This window comes from Corynebacterium sp. (genome assembly GCF_030538285.1).
GTDB lineage: Bacteria > Actinomycetota > Actinomycetes > Mycobacteriales > Mycobacteriaceae > Corynebacterium.
Genome location: NZ_JAUNUG010000043.1, coordinates 1 through 21715, shown reverse-complemented (window position 1 = coordinate 21715; position 21715 = coordinate 1). Strand labels below are relative to the sequence as shown.

Here is a 21715-nt window from a genome sequence, read left to right as displayed (position 1 = left end):
ATACCCGCGCTATCCGTTCGTCAGAACCGTGCTACTAAAAGCACGTCCCTAACAGGTGAATTGGTTGTGAAGCCTTCGCTAGCCAATGTGTTGACCATTTTGTTGACGGACATAGGCGACCCAATGGTGTTGACGACGGTGCGCGCCACTTTGAGGAACATTGCTGTATCGCGTAGCTGTTCCCGGAGGGCGATGTCGCGCGTGAAGATAGAATCGAAGAGGGCGTCGTTGAGCTGGGAAGTCACTCGGGCGTCAGTAGACAAGGCTGAGGCCGGAAATCCGCCGATCTCTACCCATTCCCGGTAGGACTGCTCGGCCGAGGTCTCAGTCGGCACCCGACGGAACTGACGAAACTCCGATAGCGAGAGCGGGAACACGGTGATAGCGACGTAGAGGCCAGCCAGGTAGGTCAGTCCCTTGCCAGCGAACATCGAGGCATTAGACCCGGTGACGGTGATCTCCAGGTCGAGAGCGGTGCGCAGTGAATTGATGGTGCGTGCCCAATCCGCCATTTCTTGGACCTCATCCACCAGGAGGTACCTCACTCCGCCCGCAGCGGGTCGTTTGTCAGATCCTCGAAAGTGATGGAGAGAATGGAATCAGAGATTCGCCTTCGGAGATCAAGTGTTGTCGGTATAGCTCCAGGATGGTTGATTTGCCGGATCGGTGGACCCCGCTGAGAACTCGAACCGTTGCGCGATCCTGCAGGGCGGTCAACTGCCGGAGGTAAAGTGGGCGACGATGGAGCGCTTCCATGTTTAAGGTGTAGTTTAAAGAGTTCTATAATGCGAGACTTTTTAAATCGTAGTTTAAAAAGTCTCCTCTGTTAGCGTAGTCGCCAGCCGCCGTTGCTGGCCCTGTCGAAGCTCAGCATCTGTCGTTCCAGGTCCGGGTCCCACAGCGTCTCCGGTCCGCACAGATCGATGCGGGTGCGGGGGAACTCCGAGTACTCCACGGCATCGTCATTCCATCGGACGAGCGCGTTGAGGTGGTCGACCCTGGAGTAGTCGGGGAGAGTTCCATCGGTGATACCCAGGGTCTGCGCGATCAGCTCGGTGGACATGTACGGGCAGGCACGCCCGAAGTGTGTCCATTCGTCGCCGTAGACGTCGGGCAGTGACACCACCGCCGGATCGTGGGAGGAGGCGTCGAGTTCGCGCATCAGCGGATCGGAGGTCGAACAGGCCGCGAGCGTTCCGACTAACAGCACGCTGGATATGGCGCGGATGTTCACGGAAGCCCCCTTGGGTTGCTCTTCTCAGCAAGTGTACGTGGCGAGTAGCGTGGGGACATGAGTCGAGACATCTCCACGGACCTCAACATCCTCGCCCGGCCGGCGGAATGGGAGCAGGTCGCAGCCGAGCTGCCCGCCGCACTGGGGAAGGCGGGCTATGACGTCGGCACCGTGCACGGTGAGATCGTTGACCTCACCTGCGAGCCCGACAACATGCTGCTTGCCCAGTACGCACAGGAGCAGGGCCGCATGCCGATCACCGAGGTGCTCTACCGGGTGATCATCAACGGTTCCAGCGGCCTTGACCTACGCGCGGCCACCGCGGAGGTCGTCGCCGCGCTGCCCGCGGACACCTACTGGTACGGCACCTCGCGCGAGGGCAGCACCACTCCCGGAATCGGCGCCGCCTGCGCATGGCAGGACCGTTCTTAAATGGCGATGTTCGACCGCGCGGCCGAGGCTTATGACCGCCACGCCGCAGACAGCGCCTACAACGCCCACTACGACCGCCCCGCCATGCTCGACCTGCTCGGCGATGTCTCCGGCCTGCACATTCTCGACGCCGGCTGCGGCTCCGGCCACTACGCCGCCGAGCTGCTCAAACGCGGGGCCAGTGTAGTCGGCGTCGACGCCAGCTCCGAGCTCATCCGGCTCGCCCGGCGGCGCGCCCCGGAGGCGCAGTTCCATGTTCAACCCCTGGAGAAGTCCCTGACCTGGGCGGCCGACAAGAGCTTCGACCGCGTCCTCATGGCACTCGTCCTGCACCACATCCACTACCCAGTGAACACACTGCGGGAGTTCCACCGGGTCCTGCGCGACGATGGCCGCCTTCTGCTGTCCACCGGCCACCCCACCGATGACTGGCGTCGCCGCGGTGGCAGTTACTTCACCACCGAACGCATCGAGGAGACGTGGTCGATGGGCCTCCAGGTTGCTTATCGACGCGCCCCGCTGTCCACCCTCGTCGACGAGTTCGGGAGGGCCGGGTTCGTCGTCGAGAAGCTCGTGGAACCCCGCCCCACGGAGACGATGCAGGAGAAGTACCCCGCAGCCTACGAGAAGCTTTCCCGCGTGCCAGCCTTCATCGCCTTCCAACTCATGAAACACCCCGGGAGCATCCAGTGAAACGTCTCATCAGCGCCGACACCTCCGACATCCTCGCCTTCACGCCAGCCGAGCTTAAGCAGTCGATCCAGGCCAGTGAGGGGCGCGTGGTGTGCTCGGAGAACGTCACCGCGCTCGTCCCGCAGGTCACCGACATCACCAACGCCGAGATCGCCCGCGCCTTCGGGGCAGACCTCATTCTGCTCAACTTCCTCGACGTCGAACGCCCCTACATCCACGGCCTCGACGAGACCGGGGATCCGGTGCGGCGGCTGCGTGAACTTGTCGGCCGGCCCGTCGGCATCAACCTCGAACCCGTCGATACGTCAGCCACCATGCTGGAGGACCGACAGGACGTCGCGCCTGGTCGGCAGGCAGTGCCTTCCTCCATTCAACGCGCCGCGGAACTCGGGGCGGACTTCCTCTGCCTCACCGGCAACCCCGGCTCCGGAGTGAGCAACGCACAGATCGCCGCCACGGTGCGACTGTGCAAAGAGCATTTCGATGGACTGGTGATTGCCGGGAAGATGCACGGGGCCGGGGTGGGTGAGCGGGTCGTCGATAAGCAGGCGGTACAGGAGTACCTCGACGCGGGAGCCGACATCATCCTGGTACCCGCCGTCGGCAGCATCCCCGGATTCACCCAAGACGAACTCGTCGACATCGTCCGTACCGTCCAAGCGGGCGGCGGCCTCGTGATGACTACCATCGGCACCAGCCAGGAGACCTCGGATCCCGCCACCATCCGACGCATCGCCCATGACAACAAGATCGCCGGTGCCGACATCCAGCACATCGGTGACGCCGGGCCCGGCGGGTTGGCGGACCCGCTGAACATCTATACGCTCAGTGAGACGATCCGCGGACGGCGGCACACAATCTCCCGAATGGCAAGGTCAGTACGCAGATGACAGAGCAGAAAGAATCCGAACTCCCCGGATTCCTCTCCCACCCCGACCGCACCGACAAGATCCTCTTCACCGCGCTCATCCTCATGGGTATCTGGTCGCTGGTGCTCATCCCGCTGCGCGCCTGGTTGCTCTCACATCCGCTCATCTACACCCTCGCCGTCGGCGGCTACACTTCCGCGGTCGTCTCCGGCGCGAACGCCTCGGTGGGCAACGGCATCTGGTGGGTCTACCTGCTGTGCTCCGTCATCGGCGCCGTGAAGTTCATGCCGGTGTACTGGGCGATGGGACGCAAGTGGGGTATGGAGTTCATTGACATGTCCCTGCAGTACATGCCCCGTGCCCACCGCTTCTTCCAGCGGGCTGTGAAAAACGAGTCGCCGAAGATGTACGCCGGCACCCTCGCCTTCATCCCGCTGGGCTACCTGCCCGGACCGGTGCCGAACACCGTGGTCAACGCCGTCGCTGGCCTGCTGAAGATCCGCTTCCTCATCATGCTGGCCGTCAACGTCCTGAGCATTCTGGCCGTCAACGGCCTGTTCCTGTGGCTCGGTTTCACTTACGGCGAGCAGGTGCTCGAGGTTGTCGAGGTGGTCAACCGCTACCTGCTGTGGATCACCCTCGGCCTGGTGGCCCTCATGGTGTTCCGCGCCTGGCGGCAGAACCAGAAGAAGGCGGGGGCCTAGGGGCTTGCTGCAGATGCCCGGTTAAGACCCCTGCAAACACCCGGTTGGGGTTTCGTGGCCTGCACGGATGCAGCGTTCATGTTGAGCCGTGAATACTGGCCGCGGGTCATGGATGATCAGTTAGCGAAACTACTGCGGGGGTCGGGGGTTTCCGTGGGTGCGCCCGCGTAAACTGTCCCGAATGATCGTCACCACCATCGCCCGTGAACTGCAGGTCCGTGAGGACCAGATCCGCGCCGTTCTGAACTTGCTCGCCGAAGGCAACACCGTCCCGTTCATCGCCCGCTACCGCAAGGAGGCCACCGGCGGGATCGACGATACGCAGCTGCGCACGATCGAGGAACGGGCCACCTACCTGCGGGAACTCGAAGAGCGCAAGCAGGCGGTCCTGGAGGCGATCGAGGAGCAGGGCAAGCTCAGCGACGATCTCCGCGCGCTCATCGCCGCCTGCGAGACGAAGGCCCGCCTCGAGGATCTCTACCTGCCGTTTAAGAAGCGTCGCAAGACGAAGGCGGACATCGCCCGCGAGGCCGGGCTGGAGGCCCTCACTGATGCGCTTATCGACGCCCCCTCCTCCGACCCCCAGGCCCTGGCTGCGAGCTACCTCACTGACGGCTTCGAGGACGAGAAGAAGGCGCTCGAGGGGGCGCGTGCGATCCTCATCGACCGTTTCGCCCTTGACGCCGACCTGGTCGGCGAGATCCGTGAGCAGATGTACCGCACGGGCGCGATGACCTCCTCGGTGGTCGCCGGCAAGGAGGCCGAGGGTGCCAAGTTCAAGGACTACTTCTCCTTCTCGGAGCCGTTCACCAAGCTCCCCTCCCACCGCATCCTGGCGCTGCTGCGCGGCGAGTCCGAGGGGGTGCTGCAGCTGCACCTCGACCCGGGCGATGACGCCATCTACGAGGGCATGATCACCCGGCATTTCGAGCTGCCTGAATCCCGCTGGCTGGGGGACGCCGTCCGCTTCGGCTGGCGCACCAAGCTCGCTGTCTCTTCCGGCCTGGATGTGCGCATGCGCCTGAAGGAGAAAGCGGAGGAGGGCGCGCTCGACGTCTTCGCCACCAACCTTCGCGATGTCCTGCTGGCCGCCCCGGCCGGCCAGCGCGCCACCTTGGGTCTGGACCCGGGCTTCCGCAACGGCGTGAAGTGCGCCGTCGTGGATCCCACTGGCAAGGTGCTGGCCACCTCCATCGTCTACCCCCACCAGCCGCAGAACCGCTGGGACGCCGCCCGTCAAGAACTCGCTGGGCTGTGCGCCACGCACGGGGTGGACCTTATGGCCGTCGGCAACGGCACCGCCTCGCGGGAGACGGAGAAGCTCAGCCACGAGATCGCGGACCTCATCAAGGACGCCGGTGGGAAGCGCCCCACCCCGGTCGTCGTCAGTGAATCGGGTGCCTCCGTCTACTCCGCCTCGGAGATTGCGGCGGCCGAGTTCCCCGACATGGACGTCTCCCTGCGCGGTGCGGTCTCCATCGCCCGGCGCCTCCAGGACCCGCTGGCGGAACTGGTGAAGATCGACCCCAAGGCCATCGGTGTCGGCCAATACCAGCACGACGTCAACCAGCACGCCCTGGCCCGCACCCTCGACGGCGTCGTCGAAGCGGCCGTCAACGCCGTCGGAGTGGACCTCAACACCGCCTCGGTGCCCTTGCTGGAGCGTGTCGCCGGAGTCACCGGCACCCTGGCGAAGAACATCGTCGCCCACCGCGACGATCACGGCGCCTTCGCCAACCGGAAGGCACTGCTCAAAGTCCCGCGCCTGGGGCCCAAGGCCTATGAGCAGTGCGCCGGCTTCCTACGTATCTCCGGCGGCAGCGACCCACTCGACGCTTCCGCCGTCCACCCCGAGGCGTACCCTGTCGTCGCCCGCATCGCCGCCGCCACCGGACTCGGCGTCGAGGAACTCATCGGCAACACCCGCGTGCTCTCCGGGTTGAAGCCCGCCGACTTCGCCGATGACACCTTCGGCATCCCCACCGTCACCGACATCATCGCCGAGCTGGACAAACCCGGCCGTGATCCCCGCCCGGAGTTCAAGACGGCGACCTTCAAGGAGGGTGTGGAGAAGGTCTCGGACCTGACGCCCGGCATGATTCTCGAGGGCACTGTCACCAACGTCGCCGCCTTCGGCGCTTTTATCGACGTCGGCGTCCACCAAGACGGCCTCGTCCATGTTTCCGCCATGTCGGATCGTTTCGTCTCCGACCCGCGCGAGGTCGTGCGTTCGGGCCAGGTGGTGAAGGTCAAGGTCATGGAGGTCGACGTCGAGCGGCAGCGCATCGGTTTGTCGCTGCGGCTTGACGACGAGCCGGGCCAGCCCAAGAAGAAGCCCCAGCGTGGGGGCGGTGGCGGGCAGCGTAAGCCCCGGCAGCAGCAGGCGGGTGGGTCCATGGCGGACGCGCTCAAGCGCGCGGGCCTGGGACGCTAGACCTCAACTCTTACGGGCCCTACGAACACTTACCGGTGGTTTAAACCACCGGTAAGCCCTCAAACCCCCTGTAAGAGGAGTGACTAACCGTTGATACCGCCGGGCAGGTCGATGAACTCGTAGCCGAGGTCCGCGTACTGCTCGCAAAAGCGGGCGGAGCGGACACCGGACGCGCAGTGCACCACTACTCGTGACGCGTTGCCGAGTGCCCGGCGGATCGTGTCCGGTCCAAAGATATCCGACAACGGCAGTCGCACGGGATTTAGGTCGGCGAAGGAGTCGTTGAGCATCTTCTCGTGCGGCTCGCGGATGTCGAGGAGGATGGCGCGGCCGGCGCGGACCTCGTCGAGCGGGGATGGGCCGACCGCGCACACCGCCTCCCCGTAGGACGGCTCCAGCGAGGTGACCAGTACCCGCGCCGGATCCGCCGTGATCTGGAAGGTGCGGGTGGAACCGGGGAAGGCGTCGTAGCTGAGCATGCGACCGGGCACGACGTCGAGGCCGGCCACACAGCCGATGGCGGTGGTTGCCATGAGCGCCCCAACGACAGCGGTGGTGGCGCCGAGGACGCCGGCGGTGGCGCAGTCCTCGATACCCGGGGGTTGCTCGGGGAACAGGTCGCGCAGGCCCACGCCGCGTTCGGAAGGCCCCGAGGTGAACAGACACACGTCGCCGTGGAAGCGCAGGACTGTGCCCCAGACCAGCGGCGTGCCCGTGATCTCGGCGGCGTCGGCGACGAGGTACTTGGTCTGGAAGGAGTCGGAGCCGTCGAGCACGAGGTCGGCGGACCCGACCAGCGAGACCGCGTTCGACGTGGTGAGGCGTTCATTCAAGGCCGTGACCTCAATCCCCGGCTGGAGTTCGGCGAGACGCTCGCCGGCGACCTCCACCTTCAGACGGCCGACGTCGGAGGCGCCGAAGAGGATCTGGCGGTGGATGTTGGTGATATCGACGGTGTCGTCGTCGATGACGGTAATGTGGCCGACGCCCGCGGACGCCAGCGACTGCATCGCAGGGCAGCCGAGACCGCCGGCGCCGATGACGAGCACGTGGGCGTGCGCAAGCGCCTCCTGCTGGGCCATGCCGTAGCCGGGCAGGGCCAGCTGGCGGGCCACCCGGCGCAGTTCCTGATCGCGCATCCTAAAGCACCTGGTCCGACCAGGACACCAGTCCTTCGAAGCTGGAGGAGGCGACGGCATGCTCGCGGCGCGGGATGCGGCCTGCACCCGAGGCCAACCGACCGGCCTCCACGGCCATCTTCAAGGCGGTGGCCATCGCCACCGGGTCCTGCGAGCGGTTGACGGCGGAAGCCAGCAGGACGCCGGAGCAGCCGAGCTCCATGGCGAGGGCGGCGTCGGAGGCGGTGCCGACGCCGGCGTCGAGAAGCACGGGCACGGTCGCACGCGAGCAGATGAGCTCGATGTTGTGCGGGTTGAGGATGCCCAGGCCGGTGCCGATCGGCGAGCCCAGCGGCATGACCGCCGCGCAGCCGACATCCTCGAGACGCTTCGCCACCACCGGGTCATCGGACGTGTAGGCCAGCACGACGAAGCCCTCGGCGACGAGGAGTTCGCAGGCGTCGATAAGCTCGATCGTGTCGGGGAGCAGGGTGTGCTCGTCGGCGATGACCTCGACCTTCACCCAGTTCGTGCCGAGCGCCTCCCGCGCCAGCTTGGCGGTGATGACGGCGTCACGCGCGGTGCGGCAGCCGGCGGTGTTGGGCAGCGGGGCGATGTTCAGACGCTGCAGCATGTCGAAGACGGACTCGCCACCGTCCGTGCGCGCGGCATGGCGGCGCATGGCCACGGTGGTCAGTTCCGTGCCGGAGGCAAGCAGCGAATCCTCCAGCATGAACATCGACGTCGCCCCGCCCGTGCCCATGATGAGGTGGGAGGAGAGCGTGCGGTCGGCGATGGTGAGCATGCGTCAGCCTCCCTGGACTGCGGTGAGAATGTCGATGGTCTGGCCCTCGGTGAGCTCCCGGTCCCACTCGGAACGCGGGACGACGTCCCCGTCGACGGCGACGGCCACGCCAGCTCCGGGCAGCTCACCGAGGGTCTCCTCGACAAGCCCCAGGAGGGTGGTGGCGGCGGTCTCGACGGGCTCGTTGTTGACGGTCAGGTTCATGGTCACTCCTAGTGTCGGTGCGGGTCGCAGGCCGCGAGGTCGATGCCCGGGTCCGTGCCTTCCACCAGGTGGACGGCCACATCGGCGGCCAGGGCGGTGAGCAGGATCCCGTGGCGGAAGTACCCGGTGGAGACGATGAGGTTATCGCTCACCCTCCCAAGGTACGGAAGATCATCCGGGGTGCCTGGGCGCGCACCCGTGGTGGCCTCGAGGAAATCGCACTCCTCGATGCCGGGGACCAGGCGGGTGGCGTCGCGCAGCAGGTCATGCACGGCACCCGTGCGCGGCACCGGACGGTCGTCCTCACGGGAGGTGGCGCCGATGGCGATGGTGTCGTCACTGCGCGGGATGAGGTAGACAGGGCGGTCCTCGACGAAACCGCGCACCACGCGGGTGAGCAGCGGCTGCAGGTGCGCGGGCACGCCGAGGCGGAGGATGTCGCCGTAGACGGGGCGCAGCTTGAGTCCCTCGTGGAGGGCGGCGGCGCCGAGGCCGTTGGCCAGGATGACCTGTCCTGCGGGCAGCGTGTCCGCGCGCTCCCGGACGATGCGCACGCCGAGGTTGGACAGGGCGTCGAGAAGTGCGGCGGCGAGAAGACGCGGGTTGACCTGGTGGTCGCCCGGGAGGTGCACCGCCCCCGCCAGCTGCGGCGACAGCGACGGTTCGAGGGAGCGGGCCTGCCGCAGGGGCAGCCGCTGCGCATTCATGCCGTGCGCGGACTGGTACTCGGCAAGCTCGGTGAGATGCGTGGCATCGGCCCGGTCCGCGGCCACGACGAGGGTGCCCTCGGTGCGGTATCCGGTGGGCAGGTTCGTATGCTTATCGACGACCCGCATCAACCCCGGATACAACTCCGCCGAGCGGAGCATCAGCGGGAACAGGCCCTCCTGCCGGTAGACCACCTCGGCGACCGGAGCCAGCATGCCGCCGGCGTGGTGGGTGGCCCCGGAGGCGGGGGCAGGGTCCTGCAGGGTGACCTCGTGCCCGCGGTCGGCCAGGCGCAGCGCGGTGGCCAGGCCGATGAGCCCGCCGCCGACGACGGTGATCACTTCCGGCCCTCCTCGAAACCGGCCACCAGGCGGGCGGCGTAGGCGCGGGGATCCGCGGCGTTCATCAGCCCACGCACGACGGCCAGCCCGGCCACACCCGTGGCGGCGAGGTCGGCGGCATCATCGGCGGTGACATCGCCGATGGCGACGACCGGCACCTTCGAGAGTTCCGTCAGCTCCCGGTAGCCCTCAAGACCCAGTGGGGAGCGGCCGGTGTCCTTGGTGGGCGTGGGCCGGTAGGGGCCCGCGCCGATGTAGTCGATGACATCACCCAGCGCGTTGGAGGCCTCCACCAGCTCGCGGGAGCCCGTGGTCAGCCCGATGATGGCATCGGGGCCGAGCAGCTGACGTACCTGCTCCACGGGCAGATCGCTCTGCCCGACATGGACGCCGTGGACGGGCAGACCCAGCCGCATGAGGGAGAGGGCGACGTCGACGCGGTCGTCGATAAGCACTGTTGCCCGATCGCCGACCTCGCGGGCGATGTCCGCGGTGAGCTCATAGAGATCGAGCGCATCGATCGGCTTGCTGCGCACCTGCACGGTGCCGCAACCGCCAGCGACGGCCTCGCGCACCACCTTAAGAATGTGCTCGCGGGTGCCGGAGCCTGTCACGAGGTAGCAGCGGAGATCAAGGGAGGGACGCATCATTCACCGATTCGAGATAGACGTGGGAACCGCGCTTGCGGAACTCCTCGGACATGGTACGCATCCCATCCTCGGACTCCGGCTCACCCACCTGGGGCATGCCCAGCGTCGAGCCGAAGGCATCGCGAATGTCCTGGCTGATGCGCATGGAACAGAACTTCGGGCCGCACATGGAGCAGAAGTGCGCGGTTTTCGCCGGCTCCGCGGGCAGGGTCTCATCGTGGTAGGCCTGCGCGGTCTCCGGATCGAGGGAGAGGGCGAACTGGTCGTGCCAGCGGAACTCGAAACGCGCCTTGGACATGGCGTCGTCCCAGTCCCGCGCGCCGGGATGTCCCTTCGCCACATCCGCCGCATGGGCCGCCAGCTTGTAGGTGATCACGCCGGTCTTGACGTCGTCGCGGTTCGGCAGGCCCAGGTGCTCCTTCGGCGTGACGTAGCAGAGCATCGCCGTGCCACCCATAGCGATATGCGCGGCGCCGATGGCGGAGGTGATGTGGTCGTAGCCGGGCGCGATGTCGGTGACCAGGGGGCCGAGAGTGTAGAAGGGGGCATCCGAGGCCCACTCCTGCTCCAGCTCGTTGTTGACCTGCACCATATTCAGCGGCACATGCCCCGGGCCCTCAACCATGACCTGGACGTCGTACTCCCAGGCGCGGCGGGTGAGCTCACCGATGGTCTTGAGCTCCGCGAACTGGGCGTCGTCATTGGCGTCGGCGAGACTGCCCGGGCGCAGGCCGTCGCCGAGGGAGAAGGCGACGTCATACTGCGCGAAGATCTCACACAGCTCATCGAAGTTCTCGTAGAGGAAGGACTCCTTGTGGTGCGCCAGACACCAACCCGCCATGATCGAACCGCCGCGGGAGACGATCCCCGTCACGCGCTCGGTAGTCAGCGGGATGAACGGTAGGCGCACGCCGGCGTGGATGGTCATGTAGTCCACACCCTGCTCACACTGCTCGACGACGGTGTCGCGGAAGATCTCCCAGGTCAGGTCCTCGGCGATGCCTGCCACCTTCTCCAGCGCCTGGTAGATCGGGACGGTGCCAATGGGCACGGGGGAGTTGCGCAGGATCCACTCACGCGTGGTGTGGATGTCGTTGCCGGTGGACAGGTCCATGACCGTGTCCGCGCCCCAGCGGGTGGCCCAGCGCAGCTTCTCCACCTCCTCCTGGATCGACGAGGTTACGGCCGAGTTACCGATATTCGCGTTGATCTTCGTGAGGAACTTCCGGCCGATGATCATCGGCTCCGACTCCGGGTGGTTGATGTTGTTCGGCAGGATCGCCCGACCCCGGGCGATCTCCGAGCGGACGAACTCCGGATCGCAGTGCTCACGCAGCGCGACGAACTCCATCTCCTGCGTGATGATGCCCTGCCGCGCATAGTGCATCTGCGTCACGCGCTTGTTGCTCTGCGCCCGGAGGGTGGGGCGCTTCGCGCCCTGCCACTCCGCCGACGCCTCGCCGCGCCGGGTCGCCGTCCTGCCGTCATCGGCCAGGTTGCGGGGACGGCCCTCATACTTCTCGACGTCCCCCCGTCCCTCAATCCAGCCCGCCCGCAGGGCCGGCAGCCCGACGGTGACATCGCACTCCGGGCCGCGCGTGCGGTAGATGCGGAACGGCTCGTTCGGGCCGGTGGGGGAGTCATCCAGCTGGATCTCCGTCTCCGGGACGCTCAGGCCGTTGTGCTCGATGGGGGAGAATCGGTGCTTAGGGTGAATTTCCGTGCTGGAGTCATGGGTAGGCTGCATGCCAACGCCTCTCTTCCTTCGCTGGTACTAACCAGACAGGTTCGAACGGTGCTTGCGCGGCTGACCAGCGCAATCTCAGCCCGATGCCTCGGGCGCCCGTGGGGTCGTCGGTCATCCTACCACCCGGCTTTTGCGTGGGGGTGCCGGGTGTGGGAGACTATCCAGGTTGTATGTAACGGGCACGAACCGGTCGAGCGTCCCAGCAGGGAAAATGCCGCCAGGGTCCTCTGTCCAGAACTGAAAAGGAACATGTCGCATGAACATTCTCGACAAGGTTGACGCCGCGCAGCTGCGCGACGATATCCCGGCCTTCCGCGCCGGTGACACCCTCGACGTCCAGGTCAAGGTCATCGAGGGCTCCACGGAGCGTACCCAGCTGTTCAAGGGTGTCGTCATCCGTCGCCAGGGCTCCGGCATCCGCGAGACCTTCACCATCCGTAAGGTCTCCTTCGGCATCGGCGTGGAGCGTACCTTCCCGGTCCACTCCCCGAACATCGCCTCCATCGAGGTCGTTCGCCGCGGCGACGTCCGCCGTGCGAAGCTGTACTACCTGCGCGAGCTGCGCGGCAAGGCAGCCCGCATCAAGGAGAAGCGCTAAACGCTGTCCGGATTTCCCCCGCACCTTGGTGGTGCGGGGGATTTTTATTGCTTGGGGTCCGGGGGGTGTCCATTTGCACCTGACATTAAAGTGCCGAATTCAGGCCGTCCTGGGGAAACGCAACGACCATGTCAGGTGCAAATGGACACCCGACGTCAGGTCGGAGGGGGCCATGATGCTTATCGACGCCCCACGCGGCCACGGCGGGGGAGGGTAGTAGGGCAGGCGACGGACCGAGTGCTGCGAGCTGATCGTCCCTCCGGCATCTGCAGTTGCGCCCGAAAGGCGGGGGTTGTCATGTCGTTCCAGTGCGGCCCGCCCCCTGCTGCTAGGCTCTGTCTCCGTGACTGATGCGGAGAGAAACCACGAGGAGCCGGGCGGTTCGACGGCGGCGTCGGCAAGCGATGCGGAGCACGCGGAAGAGAAAAAGCCTGCACCGTGGTACATCGAGATTCCGGTGGTCATCCTGGTGACGCTGCTGGCGATTTTCCTCATCCAGACGTTCGTCGGGCGCGTGTACATGATCCCTTCGCAGTCGATGGAGCCGACACTCCATGGTTGCGCTGGCTGTACCGGCGACCGCATTTTCGTCGACAAGGTCAGCTACCGTTTCGGGGATCCGAAGGCGGGCGATGTCGTGGTGTTCAAGGGCACCGACTCGTGGAATCAGGGCTTTGTCTCCCAGCGTTCACAGAACGATGTCGTGCGGACGCTGCAGAATGTCGGCTCCTACGTGGGCCTGGTCGCGCCGGATGAAAATGACCTGGTCAAGCGCATCGTGGCAACTGGTGGGCAGACGGTGTCCTGCCAGGAGGGTGATCCGGCGGTGATGGTCGACGGTGAGCCGATCGATCAGTCCTACACCCTGCAGCCCCTGGCGTACCCGGTGGATCCGGCAACGGGTTCCGAGGCCTGCGGCGGCCCCTACTTCGGCCCGCTGACCGTGCCGGAGGACAACTACTTCATGATGGGTGACAACCGCACCAACTCCGCTGATTCCCGCGCGCACATCGGTGATGAGCACCAGGGCACCATCCCGGAGGATCACATCCGCGGCAAGGTCCAGTTCATCATTTTCCCGTTCAACCGCATCGGCGGTGTCGACGATCCGGCCATCCAGGAGTAGTGGAGGAGCTTCTCGACGCCCGCGGTCTCGGCCCCGTCGCCGGCGTCGATGAGGCGGGGCGCGGTGCGTGCTGTGGGCCGTTGACAGTCGCCGCGTGCATCCTCCCGCCGGGGGAGATCGCGGGGCTGGAGAAACTCACCGACTCCAAGAAGCTCACGCCCGCCTGGCGGGAGAAGCTCTACCCGCGCATTATCGACGCCGCCCTCGCCTGGTCCGTCGTGAGCATTTCGGCAGCTGCCATCGACGCCCGCGGCATCCAGCACGCCAACATCTCCGGAATGCGCCGGGCGGTCGCACAGCTGGAGGTCCGCCCCGGCTATGTGCTCACCGACGCCTGGCGTATCCCCGGCCTGGATGTGCCGCACCTGCCCGTCGTCGGCGGGGACGCGCACGTGCGCGCCATCTCCGCGGCGAGTGTCCTGGCCAAGGTCACCCGCGACCGGTTCATGGTGGAGCTGGATGCCCGCTACCCGGGGTATGGTTTTGCCTCCCACAAGGGTTACTCCACGAAGGCTCACATGGCTGCGGTGCGGCAGCACGGTGGGTGCGCAGAGCACCGATACACTTACGCCAACGTCTTAAAGGCCCACGACGAATGGCTTGAGCATGGAGGAAAACAGTGAGCGCTGAGGAACTCGACAACTACGAGGCAGAGGTCGAACTGTCCCTGTACCGCGAGTACCGGGATGTGGTCAGCCAGTTCTCCTACGTCGTGGAGACCGAGCGTCGCTTCTACCTGGCCAACGCCGTGGAGCTCATCCCGCACACCGACGGGCCAGATGTCTACTACGAGGTACGCATGTCCGATGCCTGGGTGTGGGACATGTACCGCGCCGCCCGTTTCGTGCGCTACGTCCGGGTGATCACCTACAAGGACGTCAACATCGAGGAGCTGGACAAGCCTGACCTCGTGCTTCCCGAGTAGATGAGCGATTACAGCCTCAAGCGCCATTTCACGGGTGACTGTGCCCGGCGCATCGCTGCGTTGCTCGGGGAGCGGTCGGGTGGGGACTACGTGGCGTCGATAAGCATGCTCGTGGATGCCCTGGGGCCGGAGCTGCGTGAGGACCAGGGGATGTTCACCGAATCCTGGTACCTCATGCCGGTGGCCCGGTACGTGGAGGAGTTCGGCCTGGAGCATCCGCGGGAGTCACTGGCGGCGATTGAGCAGATCACCCGTCGGCACACGGGCGAGTACGCGATACGCCCCTACCTTCTGCGGTGGCATGATCTGACGATGGACGCAGTCCGGCAGTGGGCGCGGTCAGACATCCCCAATGTGCGACGCCTGGCCTGAGAAGGTATCCGCCCACGGTTGCCGTGGGCCAGTCAGTACACACCGTTCATCGCCGACCCAAGGCCGATTATCGAGGTGGTGGACATGCTTATCGACGACCCCTCGCTCTACGTCCGCACCTCCGTGGACAACAACCTCAACTACATTTCCAGGGACCACCCTGAGGTGGCCGTGGATCTCGCCCGGCGCTGGTGGGAGACGGGAACGGAACGTAGTCGGTGGATCGTGACCAAGGGGCTGCGCACGCTGGTCAAGAAGGGCCATCCCGGGGCGCTGGAGATACTCGGGGCGAGCCCCGATCCGGCGATCACGGTGCGTGAGGTGTCCGTGGTGCCGGAGCGGGTGCGCATCGGTGAGTCCGTGGAGTCGGATGAGACCCGCGACATCATCGTCGACTACCAGATCCACTTTCGCCGCGGGGATGGATCTCTGCGTCCGGCGACATTCAAACTCGGACGGATCACGGTGGGCGCTGGCGAGGTCGCGCAGGTGTGCAAGCGCCGGACGTTCAAGCAGCTCACCAGACGAACTCTCCACCCCGGGGAGCACGCGGTGAGTGCCCAGGCCAACGGTAATCTGGGTGAGACCATAACCTTTCAACTCCTAGCACAAAACGAGGGGTAGCGTTTTTCGCGGCGGCCCGGGCTGTGGATAACTCGAGTTATCCACAGATTCCAGGCCTTTTTTATTGTCTGCACTTTTCTTCGTGCTTCTCGACGCCCACCCTGGGGTCACCACACCAACTCCAGGGGGGAAGTACATGTCAGTAGCCCAGAAACGTCGCACCCGACTTGGCCGGCGGGGAGAATCCGAGGCCGCCACCTTCTACCGTCGCCGCGGAGCGGAAGTCCTCGACCGCAACGTCTCCTATCCCGTCGGTGAGCTTGACCTGATCTGCCGGGAACCCGACGGCACGATCGTGTTCGTTGAGGTCAAGACCCGTTCCGGCCGGGGTTTCGGCGGGGCGGAGGCTGTCACCGGCCGCAAGCTCGCGCGGATCCGCCGCGCCGCCGCACGCTGGCTGGAGGGCCGGGCGTACACGGCCGTGCGTTTCGACGTCCTCGTCTTCACCACCATCCGCCACGGTTTCGACGTGGAGTTCTACGAGGGGGTCGAACATGGCGCTTGGTAGAGCCCACACGATCGCCCTCGACGGGGTGGTCGCGCGCCTGGTCACTGTGGAGGCGAACATCGGCCCCGGGCTACCCGGCATCCATCTCGTCGGGCTCGGTGATGCGGCGGTAAGTGAGTCGAAGGACCGCGTACGAACGGCAGTGGCCAATGCCCGGCTGCCGTGGCCCAAGACGAAAATCATCGTGTCGATGTCCCCGGCCTCGCTACGCAAATCCGGCTCCCACTTCGACCTGTCCACCGCGTTGGCAGTGCTGGCTGCCGGGCTGCCCGCACCGCGGCTGCGCCACGCGGTGATCGTCGGGGAACTGGGACTCGACGGCAGCGTCCGTCCGGTCCCCGGGGTATTACCCGCCCTGCTCACCGCCCGCCAGAATGGTTTCACCCACGCCCTCATCCCACCTGGCAACGCCGGGGAAGCCGCGCTGATCGACGGGCTCACCATCCTGGCCGCACCCACGCTGGCGGCCGCCTGGGCCTGGGCCACTGGTGACGGTGAACTGCCGCAGGCGCGAGGAGGAGGGGGCGTCGATAAGCGGGAAGTACCGGACTTCGCTGACCTCAACGGGCAGCAGGAGGCACGTTTCGCCGCCGAAGTGGCCGCCGCCGGCGGGCACCACATGTTGCTGCTCGGGCCACCGGGATCAGGCAAATCCATGATCGCGGCACGACTGCCCGGCATCTTGCCGCCGCTAACCCCGGCGCAGTCGTTGGAGGCCACCGCCGTGCATTCGGTGGCGGGCAACGGGCAGGTCATGCGGCGCGCGCCCTATATCGACCCGCACCATTCCGTGACCCGCGCCGCGCTGCTCGGCGGGGGTTCCGGGCAACCGCGACCTGGGGCGGTGAGTCTGGCCCACCATGGGGTGCTGTTTATCGACGAAGCCTCCGAAGTACCTGCCGCCATCCTCGACGGACTGCGCATGCCCCTGGAGGATGGGCAGGTCAGACTCATGCGATCGCAAAGAGAGGTCGTGTTCCCGGCCCGTTTCCAGCTGGTACTCGCCGCCAACCCGTGCCGCTGCGCAACAGAAGATCCCGCACGGTGTCGTTGCAACTCGCGCGAACGCGCCGGATACCTGCGCAACCTCTCCGGCCCGATGCGCGACCGGATCGACATCACTGCACGCACCACGACGATCGGGAGACTGGACGGGGATGAGGAACCCTCAGCGGTGATCGCGGAGCGGGTCGGGGAGGCCAGAATGCGCGCACGTGCGCGCTTCGGGTGTATCAACGCGGCGATGGATCCGCACCGCTTACGCCGCGAACACCCTGCTGATGAGGTCGGGATGTCGATGCTCGGAAACATGCTCGGAGCTGGGGAAATCTCTCAACGCGGCGTCGACCGCACCCTGAAGATGGCGTGGACGCTGGCGGACCTCGACGGAGCCACCCAGCCCAACATCGACCACATCGCCCGCGCCGCGCAACTGCGGGGTGAAGAATGAGTACCACGGACTGGGCCTACCTCAACCGGGTGATCGAGGGGCCCTCGCGGCCGCTGCAGGAGTTGCTGAATGCCGGGCGGGATGCCGGGGAGATCGCACGTGGGGTACGCACGCGGGCGTCGTGGCTGGGGGAGTTGGCGACGCAGACCGCCGCGCGCCACGACTGGGAACGGGCGGAAGAGGACCTCGCCGCGGCCGCCGTGGTGGGAGCACGCCTGATCACCCCGGAAAGCGCTGAATGGCCGCGCGCGGAATTCGATCTCGCCTTCGGTTTCGCCGCCACCGGTCGCAGTGACCACGTGCGCAGCTATCAGGCAGATGCCGTGCCACCCCACGGATTGTGGGTGCGCGGGGGACCGCTCGGGGCGGCGGTGGCGCAGTCCGTCGGCGTGGTGGGCACCCGGGCGGTGACACGCTACGGAGTGGAGGCAACCCGCCAGATCGCCGCCGGCCTGGCCACGCATCACTGGACGGTGGTCTCCGGGGGAGCGCTGGGCATCGATACCGCAGCACACGAGGCGGCGCTCGGCGCCGGCGGGCTTACCGTGGCTGTGACAGCCTGCGGCATCGACCGCACCTACCCGGCCCGCAACACCGGACTATTCGACCGCATCGCCGACCACGGTTGCGTGGTCACCGAGTACCCGCCGGGAACCCCGCCGCAGCGCCACCGCTTCCTCACCCGAAACCGCCTGGTCGCGGCGCTGACCACGGGGACAGTCATCGTGGAGGCGGCGTGGCGCTCCGGCGCCCTCAACACCCTGTCCTGGGCGGAAGGCCTGGGTCGGGTAACCATGGCGGTGCCCGGGCCGATCACCGGGTCCGGGTCGCTCGGCTGCCACGAGCGGATCAAAGCCGGACGCGCGCAGCTGGTCACCGGCAGCGATGACATCCGCGCCCTGCTCGGAGCTGCAGGTGCACTCGATGTGGCGGAGCAGTACGAGCTGGCGTTTTCCGCCACACCGGTGCAGTCACTGTCACGGAATGAGCTGCGCGTCTTCGACGCCATCGATCCCGCCGGGTCGGCCGCGCAGGAGGTCGCGGCAGCGGCGGGACTGCCGATCCCGCTGACAGTGCACCTGCTCATGGAACTGATCAACCGCGGGGTAGTGGCACGGGAGGGGACGGTGTGGCGCCGGGCGGATAAACTATGACCCCATGAGCGAGCACGAGTCCCAGCTGGTGGCGGCGATCGAGGATTTCGCCGACCACTCCCGGCTCGTGCTCGGCCGCTCCGAGGCCACCGTCCGCGGCTACCGCTCCGACCTGCTGTCGCTGGCCGAGTCAGTCGACAGGTTCGCCGGTTTTACCCTGCCAGCGCTGCGCGGGTGGTTGGCGACGGCGATGCGGGAGGGCAAATCCCGGGCCACCATTGCCCGGCGCACGGCCTCGGTCCGCAGCTTCTCGACGTGGTCTCTGCGCCAAGGCCACCTGGATTCCGACGTCGCGGCCCGGCTGGTGTCCCCGAAGGTCTCGCGGCCACTGCCGGAGGTCTTAGGCGTGGAGAGGGCGGGGGAGTTCGTCGGCAACGCGGCCTCCGCTGATGAGGTGGAGTTCCTCCGAGACAGCGCCATGCTGGAGATGCTGTACGCCACCGGGGTGCGCGTCTCCGAGCTGACGGGCATGGATATCAAGGACGTGGACCTGACACGCCGCACAGTCCGGGTGCTGGGCAAGGGCAACAAGGAACGCGTCGTGCCCTTCGGGGAGGCCGCGGCCGACGCCGTCACCGAGTGGCTGGAGCGCGGGCGCGGGGAGCTGGCCGGGGACACTCCGGCGCTGTTCGTCGGCGTGCGCGGCGGGCGGATCGACCCCCGCCAGGTGCGCCGTGTCGTGGAGAAGGCCGGGCAGGTCACCGGCCAGGCCATCACCCCGCACGGCCTGCGTCACACCGCTGCCACGCACCTGTTGGAGGGCGGTGCCGATCTGCGCGTGGTGCAGGAGATGCTCGGACACTCCTCACTGCAGACCACGCAGATCTACACGCACGTCTCCGCCGAACGGCTCAAGGACGTGTTCAAGCAGGCGCACCCGCGGGCGTAGGGATTGCCGCGGTAGCGCTACTCGGTTAGGGTGATTCATGTGAGGTGTGAAGCCTCGAAACCGACTAGTTGTTCCGCTCCCGGTAAGGAGGGTAGTTGCGGGTCCTTTACGAAGGCCGAGAGCTGGAACTGATCGCCGAAGACCCGGGCTACAAGGTGGCCCGTTGGAACGCGGAGATCATCAAGAGCTACCGCAAGAAAATCCAGATCATCAAGAGCGCGACCGATGAACGTGATCTTAGGGCGATGAAGTCTTTGAGGCTGGAGAAGTTGTCCGGTGACCGCGAGGGCACGTCCTCCATTCGACTGAATCGGAAGTACCGGCTCATCCTTCGGTTCGACACTGATCAGGCCGGACTGATAGTCGTCGTCCTGGAGATGGTGGACTACCACAGGTAATGCTGGAAAGTAGGTGATTGAGATGAGCGCGCAGCAGATGGCCGAAGCGTTCCCGGCCGGAGAGTTTCTGGCAGAGGAGCTAGAAGCACGGGGTTGGTCGCAGCAGGACTTCGCTGCGGTGCTGGGGCGCCCGGTGCAGTTTGTGTCCGAGGTGATCACGGGCAAGCGCGAGATCACCCGCGAGTCCGCGGCACAGATCGGGGCTGCCCTGGGTACGTCGGCAGAGCTGTGGCTCAACCTGCAAGACAGCTATCTGCTCTGGCTGCAATCACAGGACGTGCAGATGCAGGCGACGATCGATCAGGTGCGGACCCGTGCCCGCCTGCGGGAACTGGCACCTGTGCGGGAGCTGCAGAAGAGGGGCATCATCAGTGATGGTTCCTTGGAGGAGCAGGTGCGCGACATTCAGAACCTTCTGGGAATGCAGGCCCTCGACGACTCGCCGGCGTTGGCGTTTGCAGCACGTCGCAGTAACGGCGAAGATGACGTGACTCCCGTTCAGCGGGCGTGGGTTGCCTGCGTACGTCAGATTGCTGCGCAGTTGCCGACGACAAATTATAACCAGGCGGCGTTTGCTGCGACGGTGCGGGGGTTGTCGTCGCAGGTCCAGGACCCGAGGGGTTTGGTCACCTTCCAGGAGCAGTTCGCCGGAGCTGGGGTGCGGCTCGTTTATCTCGATGCCTTTCCGGGGGCGAAACTCGACGGTTGTGCTTTGCTTCTCGACAGCTCCCCGGTCATCGGCATCTCCGGTCGCGGAAAGAGATTAGACAAGATCCTCTTTACCATCCTCCACGAAGCGGCCCACGTGTTGCTCGGACATCTCGAGCATGCGGAGGGTGTCATTGCGGACGATCTCACTGCACCTGCGGACGACGGTCGGGAGCGGGAGGCCGATGAGCTGGCGGGGTCTCTGGCTATCACGGACTCTTTGCCGGCAATACCGGGGCGCATCAGCCGGGGATGGATCGATGCGGAGTCTCAGCGTCTCGGAGTGCATCCACTGGTGCTTATTGGGCGTCTCCAGAATGACGGGCATGTTCCGTGGAACACCACGCTGGTGCGGGGTGCTCTCAGTGGCGTTTGCTACCTGGAACAGTGGGACGCCCCTGCGGTCAAGGGTTCGGCTTCAGCCTGATCACTGGCGCATCCAGCAACCCGAGCGGGTTGAGGTAGTCCGTCGCGCCACGCCGCGCGCCCCAGTGCAGGCCGGGCCAGCCGTCGACGGGGTGCCCCAGCGTGCCTAACAGCTGCCCCTCCGTCACCTCATCGCCGCGCGATACCCGGGCGTGCACCGGCTGGTAGGTGGTGCGCACCCCATCCGCATGGTCCACCGACACCGTCGGGGTGCCGGCCACCACGCCCGCGAACGCCACCACCCCGTCCCCGGCCGCCACCACCGCGCCACCTACCGACAGGGCCAAATCGACACCTCGGTGCCCGGGGAGCCAGTTGTGTTCGGGGCGGTCAAAGGCACGCAGGACGCGGACGGAACCGGTCGGGGAGACGTAGGCGTGGGCGGGGGCCGCGCACGCGATGAGCAAGAAGACAATCAATAACCACCGCATGCCCTTGACGCTAAGCACTGCGCGGGAAACGGGGCGTCGATAAGCAGGGAACCTGTGGATAGTGGGACGGGTGTGACTAGCCTGTGGACAACTCTGGGCTTCGGTTTGGTGTTCGCAGGCCAGGGGGCTAAAGTAGGCGCCAGCAGTGTGCCCGAAAGGCGTGCGCT

General features: G+C 66.2%; 26 protein-coding genes and 1 riboswitch. Of the genes, 17 read left to right on the top strand and 9 right to left on the bottom strand.

Going from position 1 to position 21715, the window contains the following annotated elements; translation table 11 throughout:
* Nucleotides 1-20 precede the first annotated feature (20 nt).
* Complete coding sequence (locus Q4G50_RS12130; protein WP_303377909.1) at nt 21-545, bottom strand: AAA family ATPase; 525 nt, start codon at nt 543-545, stop codon at nt 21-23.
* A gap of 281 nt (nt 546-826) precedes the next feature.
* Nucleotides 827-1234, bottom strand: a complete 408-nt coding sequence (locus tag Q4G50_RS12125) for a hypothetical protein (RefSeq protein ID WP_303377908.1) — start codon at nt 1232-1234, stop codon at nt 827-829.
* A 57-nt stretch (nt 1235-1291) separates the two neighbouring features.
* On the opposite strand from Q4G50_RS12125, the gene Q4G50_RS12120 reads away from it, so the two are divergent.
* From Q4G50_RS12120 to Q4G50_RS12100, 5 genes are all read left to right on the top strand, one after another.
* On the top strand, nt 1292-1666 hold the full coding sequence (locus Q4G50_RS12120) for a hypothetical protein (protein WP_303377907.1): 375 nt from the start codon (nt 1292-1294) through the stop codon (nt 1664-1666).
* A complete protein-coding gene (locus tag Q4G50_RS12115) occupies nt 1667-2359 on the top strand; it encodes a class I SAM-dependent methyltransferase (RefSeq protein WP_303377906.1) in 693 nt (230 codons plus the stop codon).
* Nucleotides 2356-3249, top strand: coding sequence for a hypothetical protein (locus Q4G50_RS12110; protein WP_303377905.1), 894 nt, complete (start codon nt 2356-2358; stop codon nt 3247-3249). The genes Q4G50_RS12115 and Q4G50_RS12110 overlap by 4 nt, the downstream gene beginning before the upstream one ends.
* Nucleotides 3246-3932 carry a DedA family protein gene (locus tag Q4G50_RS12105; RefSeq protein ID WP_303377904.1) on the top strand — a complete coding sequence of 229 codons (687 nt, stop codon included), beginning with the start codon at nt 3246-3248 and terminating at the stop codon, nt 3930-3932. Before Q4G50_RS12110 ends, Q4G50_RS12105 begins: the two co-directional genes overlap by 4 nt.
* 181 nt (nt 3933-4113) lie before the next feature.
* Nucleotides 4114-6366: a Tex family protein gene (locus Q4G50_RS12100; protein WP_303377903.1), complete on the top strand. Its 2253-nt coding sequence runs from the start codon at nt 4114-4116 to the stop codon at nt 6364-6366.
* A gap of 83 nt (nt 6367-6449) precedes the next feature.
* On the opposite strand, the gene Q4G50_RS12095 is transcribed toward Q4G50_RS12100, so the two are convergent.
* The 6 genes from Q4G50_RS12095 to thiC form a co-directional block, all read right to left on the bottom strand.
* Nucleotides 6450-7505, bottom strand: coding sequence for a ThiF family adenylyltransferase (locus Q4G50_RS12095; protein ID WP_303377902.1), 1056 nt, complete (start codon nt 7503-7505; stop codon nt 6450-6452).
* 1 nt (nt 7506) lies between these two features.
* Nucleotides 7507-8289 (bottom strand): thiazole synthase, encoded by a 783-nt coding sequence (locus Q4G50_RS12090; RefSeq protein ID WP_303377901.1) that lies wholly within the window; start codon nt 8287-8289, stop codon nt 7507-7509.
* 3 nt (nt 8290-8292) lie between these two features.
* The gene (gene thiS, locus Q4G50_RS12085) at nt 8293-8493 is read right to left on the bottom strand and encodes a sulfur carrier protein ThiS (protein ID WP_303377900.1); all 201 of its coding nucleotides are present in this window, start codon (nt 8491-8493) and stop codon (nt 8293-8295) included.
* Between the two features lie 8 nt (nt 8494-8501).
* Complete coding sequence (thiO, locus tag Q4G50_RS12080) at nt 8502-9542, bottom strand: glycine oxidase ThiO (RefSeq protein WP_303377899.1); 1041 nt, start codon at nt 9540-9542, stop codon at nt 8502-8504.
* Nucleotides 9539-10189 (bottom strand): thiamine phosphate synthase, encoded by a 651-nt coding sequence (locus Q4G50_RS12075; RefSeq protein ID WP_303377910.1) that lies wholly within the window; start codon nt 10187-10189, stop codon nt 9539-9541. Before Q4G50_RS12075 ends, thiO begins: the two co-directional genes overlap by 4 nt.
* Entirely contained in the window at nt 10173-11939 is a 1767-nt protein-coding gene (thiC, locus tag Q4G50_RS12070; RefSeq protein WP_303377898.1) for a phosphomethylpyrimidine synthase ThiC, read from the bottom strand. The genes Q4G50_RS12075 and thiC overlap by 17 nt, the downstream gene beginning before the upstream one ends.
* Nucleotides 11935-12049: riboswitch (TPP riboswitch) on the bottom strand. It overlaps the preceding gene by 5 nt.
* Nucleotides 12050-12195: 146 nt before the next feature.
* Here thiC and rplS point away from each other — a divergent pair.
* The 12 genes from rplS (at nt 12196) to Q4G50_RS12010 (ending at nt 21118) form a co-directional block, all read left to right on the top strand.
* The gene (gene rplS / locus Q4G50_RS12065) at nt 12196-12537 is read left to right on the top strand and encodes a 50S ribosomal protein L19 (RefSeq protein WP_303377897.1); all 342 of its coding nucleotides are present in this window, start codon (nt 12196-12198) and stop codon (nt 12535-12537) included.
* Between the two features lie 343 nt (nt 12538-12880).
* Nucleotides 12881-13663: a signal peptidase I gene (gene lepB / locus Q4G50_RS12060; protein WP_303377896.1), complete on the top strand. Its 783-nt coding sequence runs from the start codon at nt 12881-12883 to the stop codon at nt 13661-13663.
* Nucleotides 13663-14286: a ribonuclease HII gene (locus Q4G50_RS12055; protein WP_303377895.1), complete on the top strand. Its 624-nt coding sequence runs from the start codon at nt 13663-13665 to the stop codon at nt 14284-14286. Before lepB ends, Q4G50_RS12055 begins: the two co-directional genes overlap by 1 nt.
* Nucleotides 14283-14588, top strand: coding sequence for a DUF2469 domain-containing protein (locus Q4G50_RS12050; protein WP_303377894.1), 306 nt, complete (start codon nt 14283-14285; stop codon nt 14586-14588). Before Q4G50_RS12055 ends, Q4G50_RS12050 begins: the two co-directional genes overlap by 4 nt.
* Complete coding sequence (locus Q4G50_RS12045) at nt 14589-14960, top strand: hypothetical protein (protein ID WP_303377893.1); 372 nt, start codon at nt 14589-14591, stop codon at nt 14958-14960.
* Nucleotides 14961-15044: 84 nt separating this feature from the next.
* Complete coding sequence (locus tag Q4G50_RS12040) at nt 15045-15584, top strand: hypothetical protein (RefSeq protein WP_303377892.1); 540 nt, start codon at nt 15045-15047, stop codon at nt 15582-15584.
* 136 nt (nt 15585-15720) lie between these two features.
* Nucleotides 15721-16092 (top strand): YraN family protein, encoded by a 372-nt coding sequence (locus Q4G50_RS12035; RefSeq protein ID WP_303377891.1) that lies wholly within the window; start codon nt 15721-15723, stop codon nt 16090-16092.
* The gene (locus tag Q4G50_RS12030; RefSeq protein ID WP_303377890.1) at nt 16079-17542 is read left to right on the top strand and encodes a YifB family Mg chelatase-like AAA ATPase; all 1464 of its coding nucleotides are present in this window, start codon (nt 16079-16081) and stop codon (nt 17540-17542) included. Before Q4G50_RS12035 ends, Q4G50_RS12030 begins: the two co-directional genes overlap by 14 nt.
* Nucleotides 17539-18696 (top strand): DNA-processing protein DprA, encoded by a 1158-nt coding sequence (gene dprA / locus Q4G50_RS12025; RefSeq protein WP_303377889.1) that lies wholly within the window; start codon nt 17539-17541, stop codon nt 18694-18696. The genes Q4G50_RS12030 and dprA overlap by 4 nt, the downstream gene beginning before the upstream one ends.
* 4 nt (nt 18697-18700) lie before the next feature.
* Nucleotides 18701-19585 (top strand): tyrosine recombinase XerC, encoded by an 885-nt coding sequence (locus Q4G50_RS12020; protein WP_303377888.1) that lies wholly within the window; start codon nt 18701-18703, stop codon nt 19583-19585.
* Nucleotides 19586-19680: 95 nt separating this feature from the next.
* On the top strand, nt 19681-19983 hold the full coding sequence (locus Q4G50_RS12015) for a type II toxin-antitoxin system RelE/ParE family toxin (protein WP_303377887.1): 303 nt from the start codon (nt 19681-19683) through the stop codon (nt 19981-19983).
* A gap of 22 nt (nt 19984-20005) precedes the next feature.
* The gene (locus Q4G50_RS12010) at nt 20006-21118 is read left to right on the top strand and encodes a HigA family addiction module antitoxin (protein WP_303377886.1); all 1113 of its coding nucleotides are present in this window, start codon (nt 20006-20008) and stop codon (nt 21116-21118) included.
* On the opposite strand, the gene Q4G50_RS12005 is transcribed toward Q4G50_RS12010, so the two are convergent.
* Nucleotides 21096-21548, bottom strand: a complete 453-nt coding sequence (locus tag Q4G50_RS12005) for a M23 family metallopeptidase (protein WP_303377885.1) — start codon at nt 21546-21548, stop codon at nt 21096-21098. The two genes, Q4G50_RS12010 and Q4G50_RS12005, sit on opposite strands and share 23 nt — an antisense overlap.
* Nucleotides 21549-21715 lie beyond the last annotated feature (167 nt).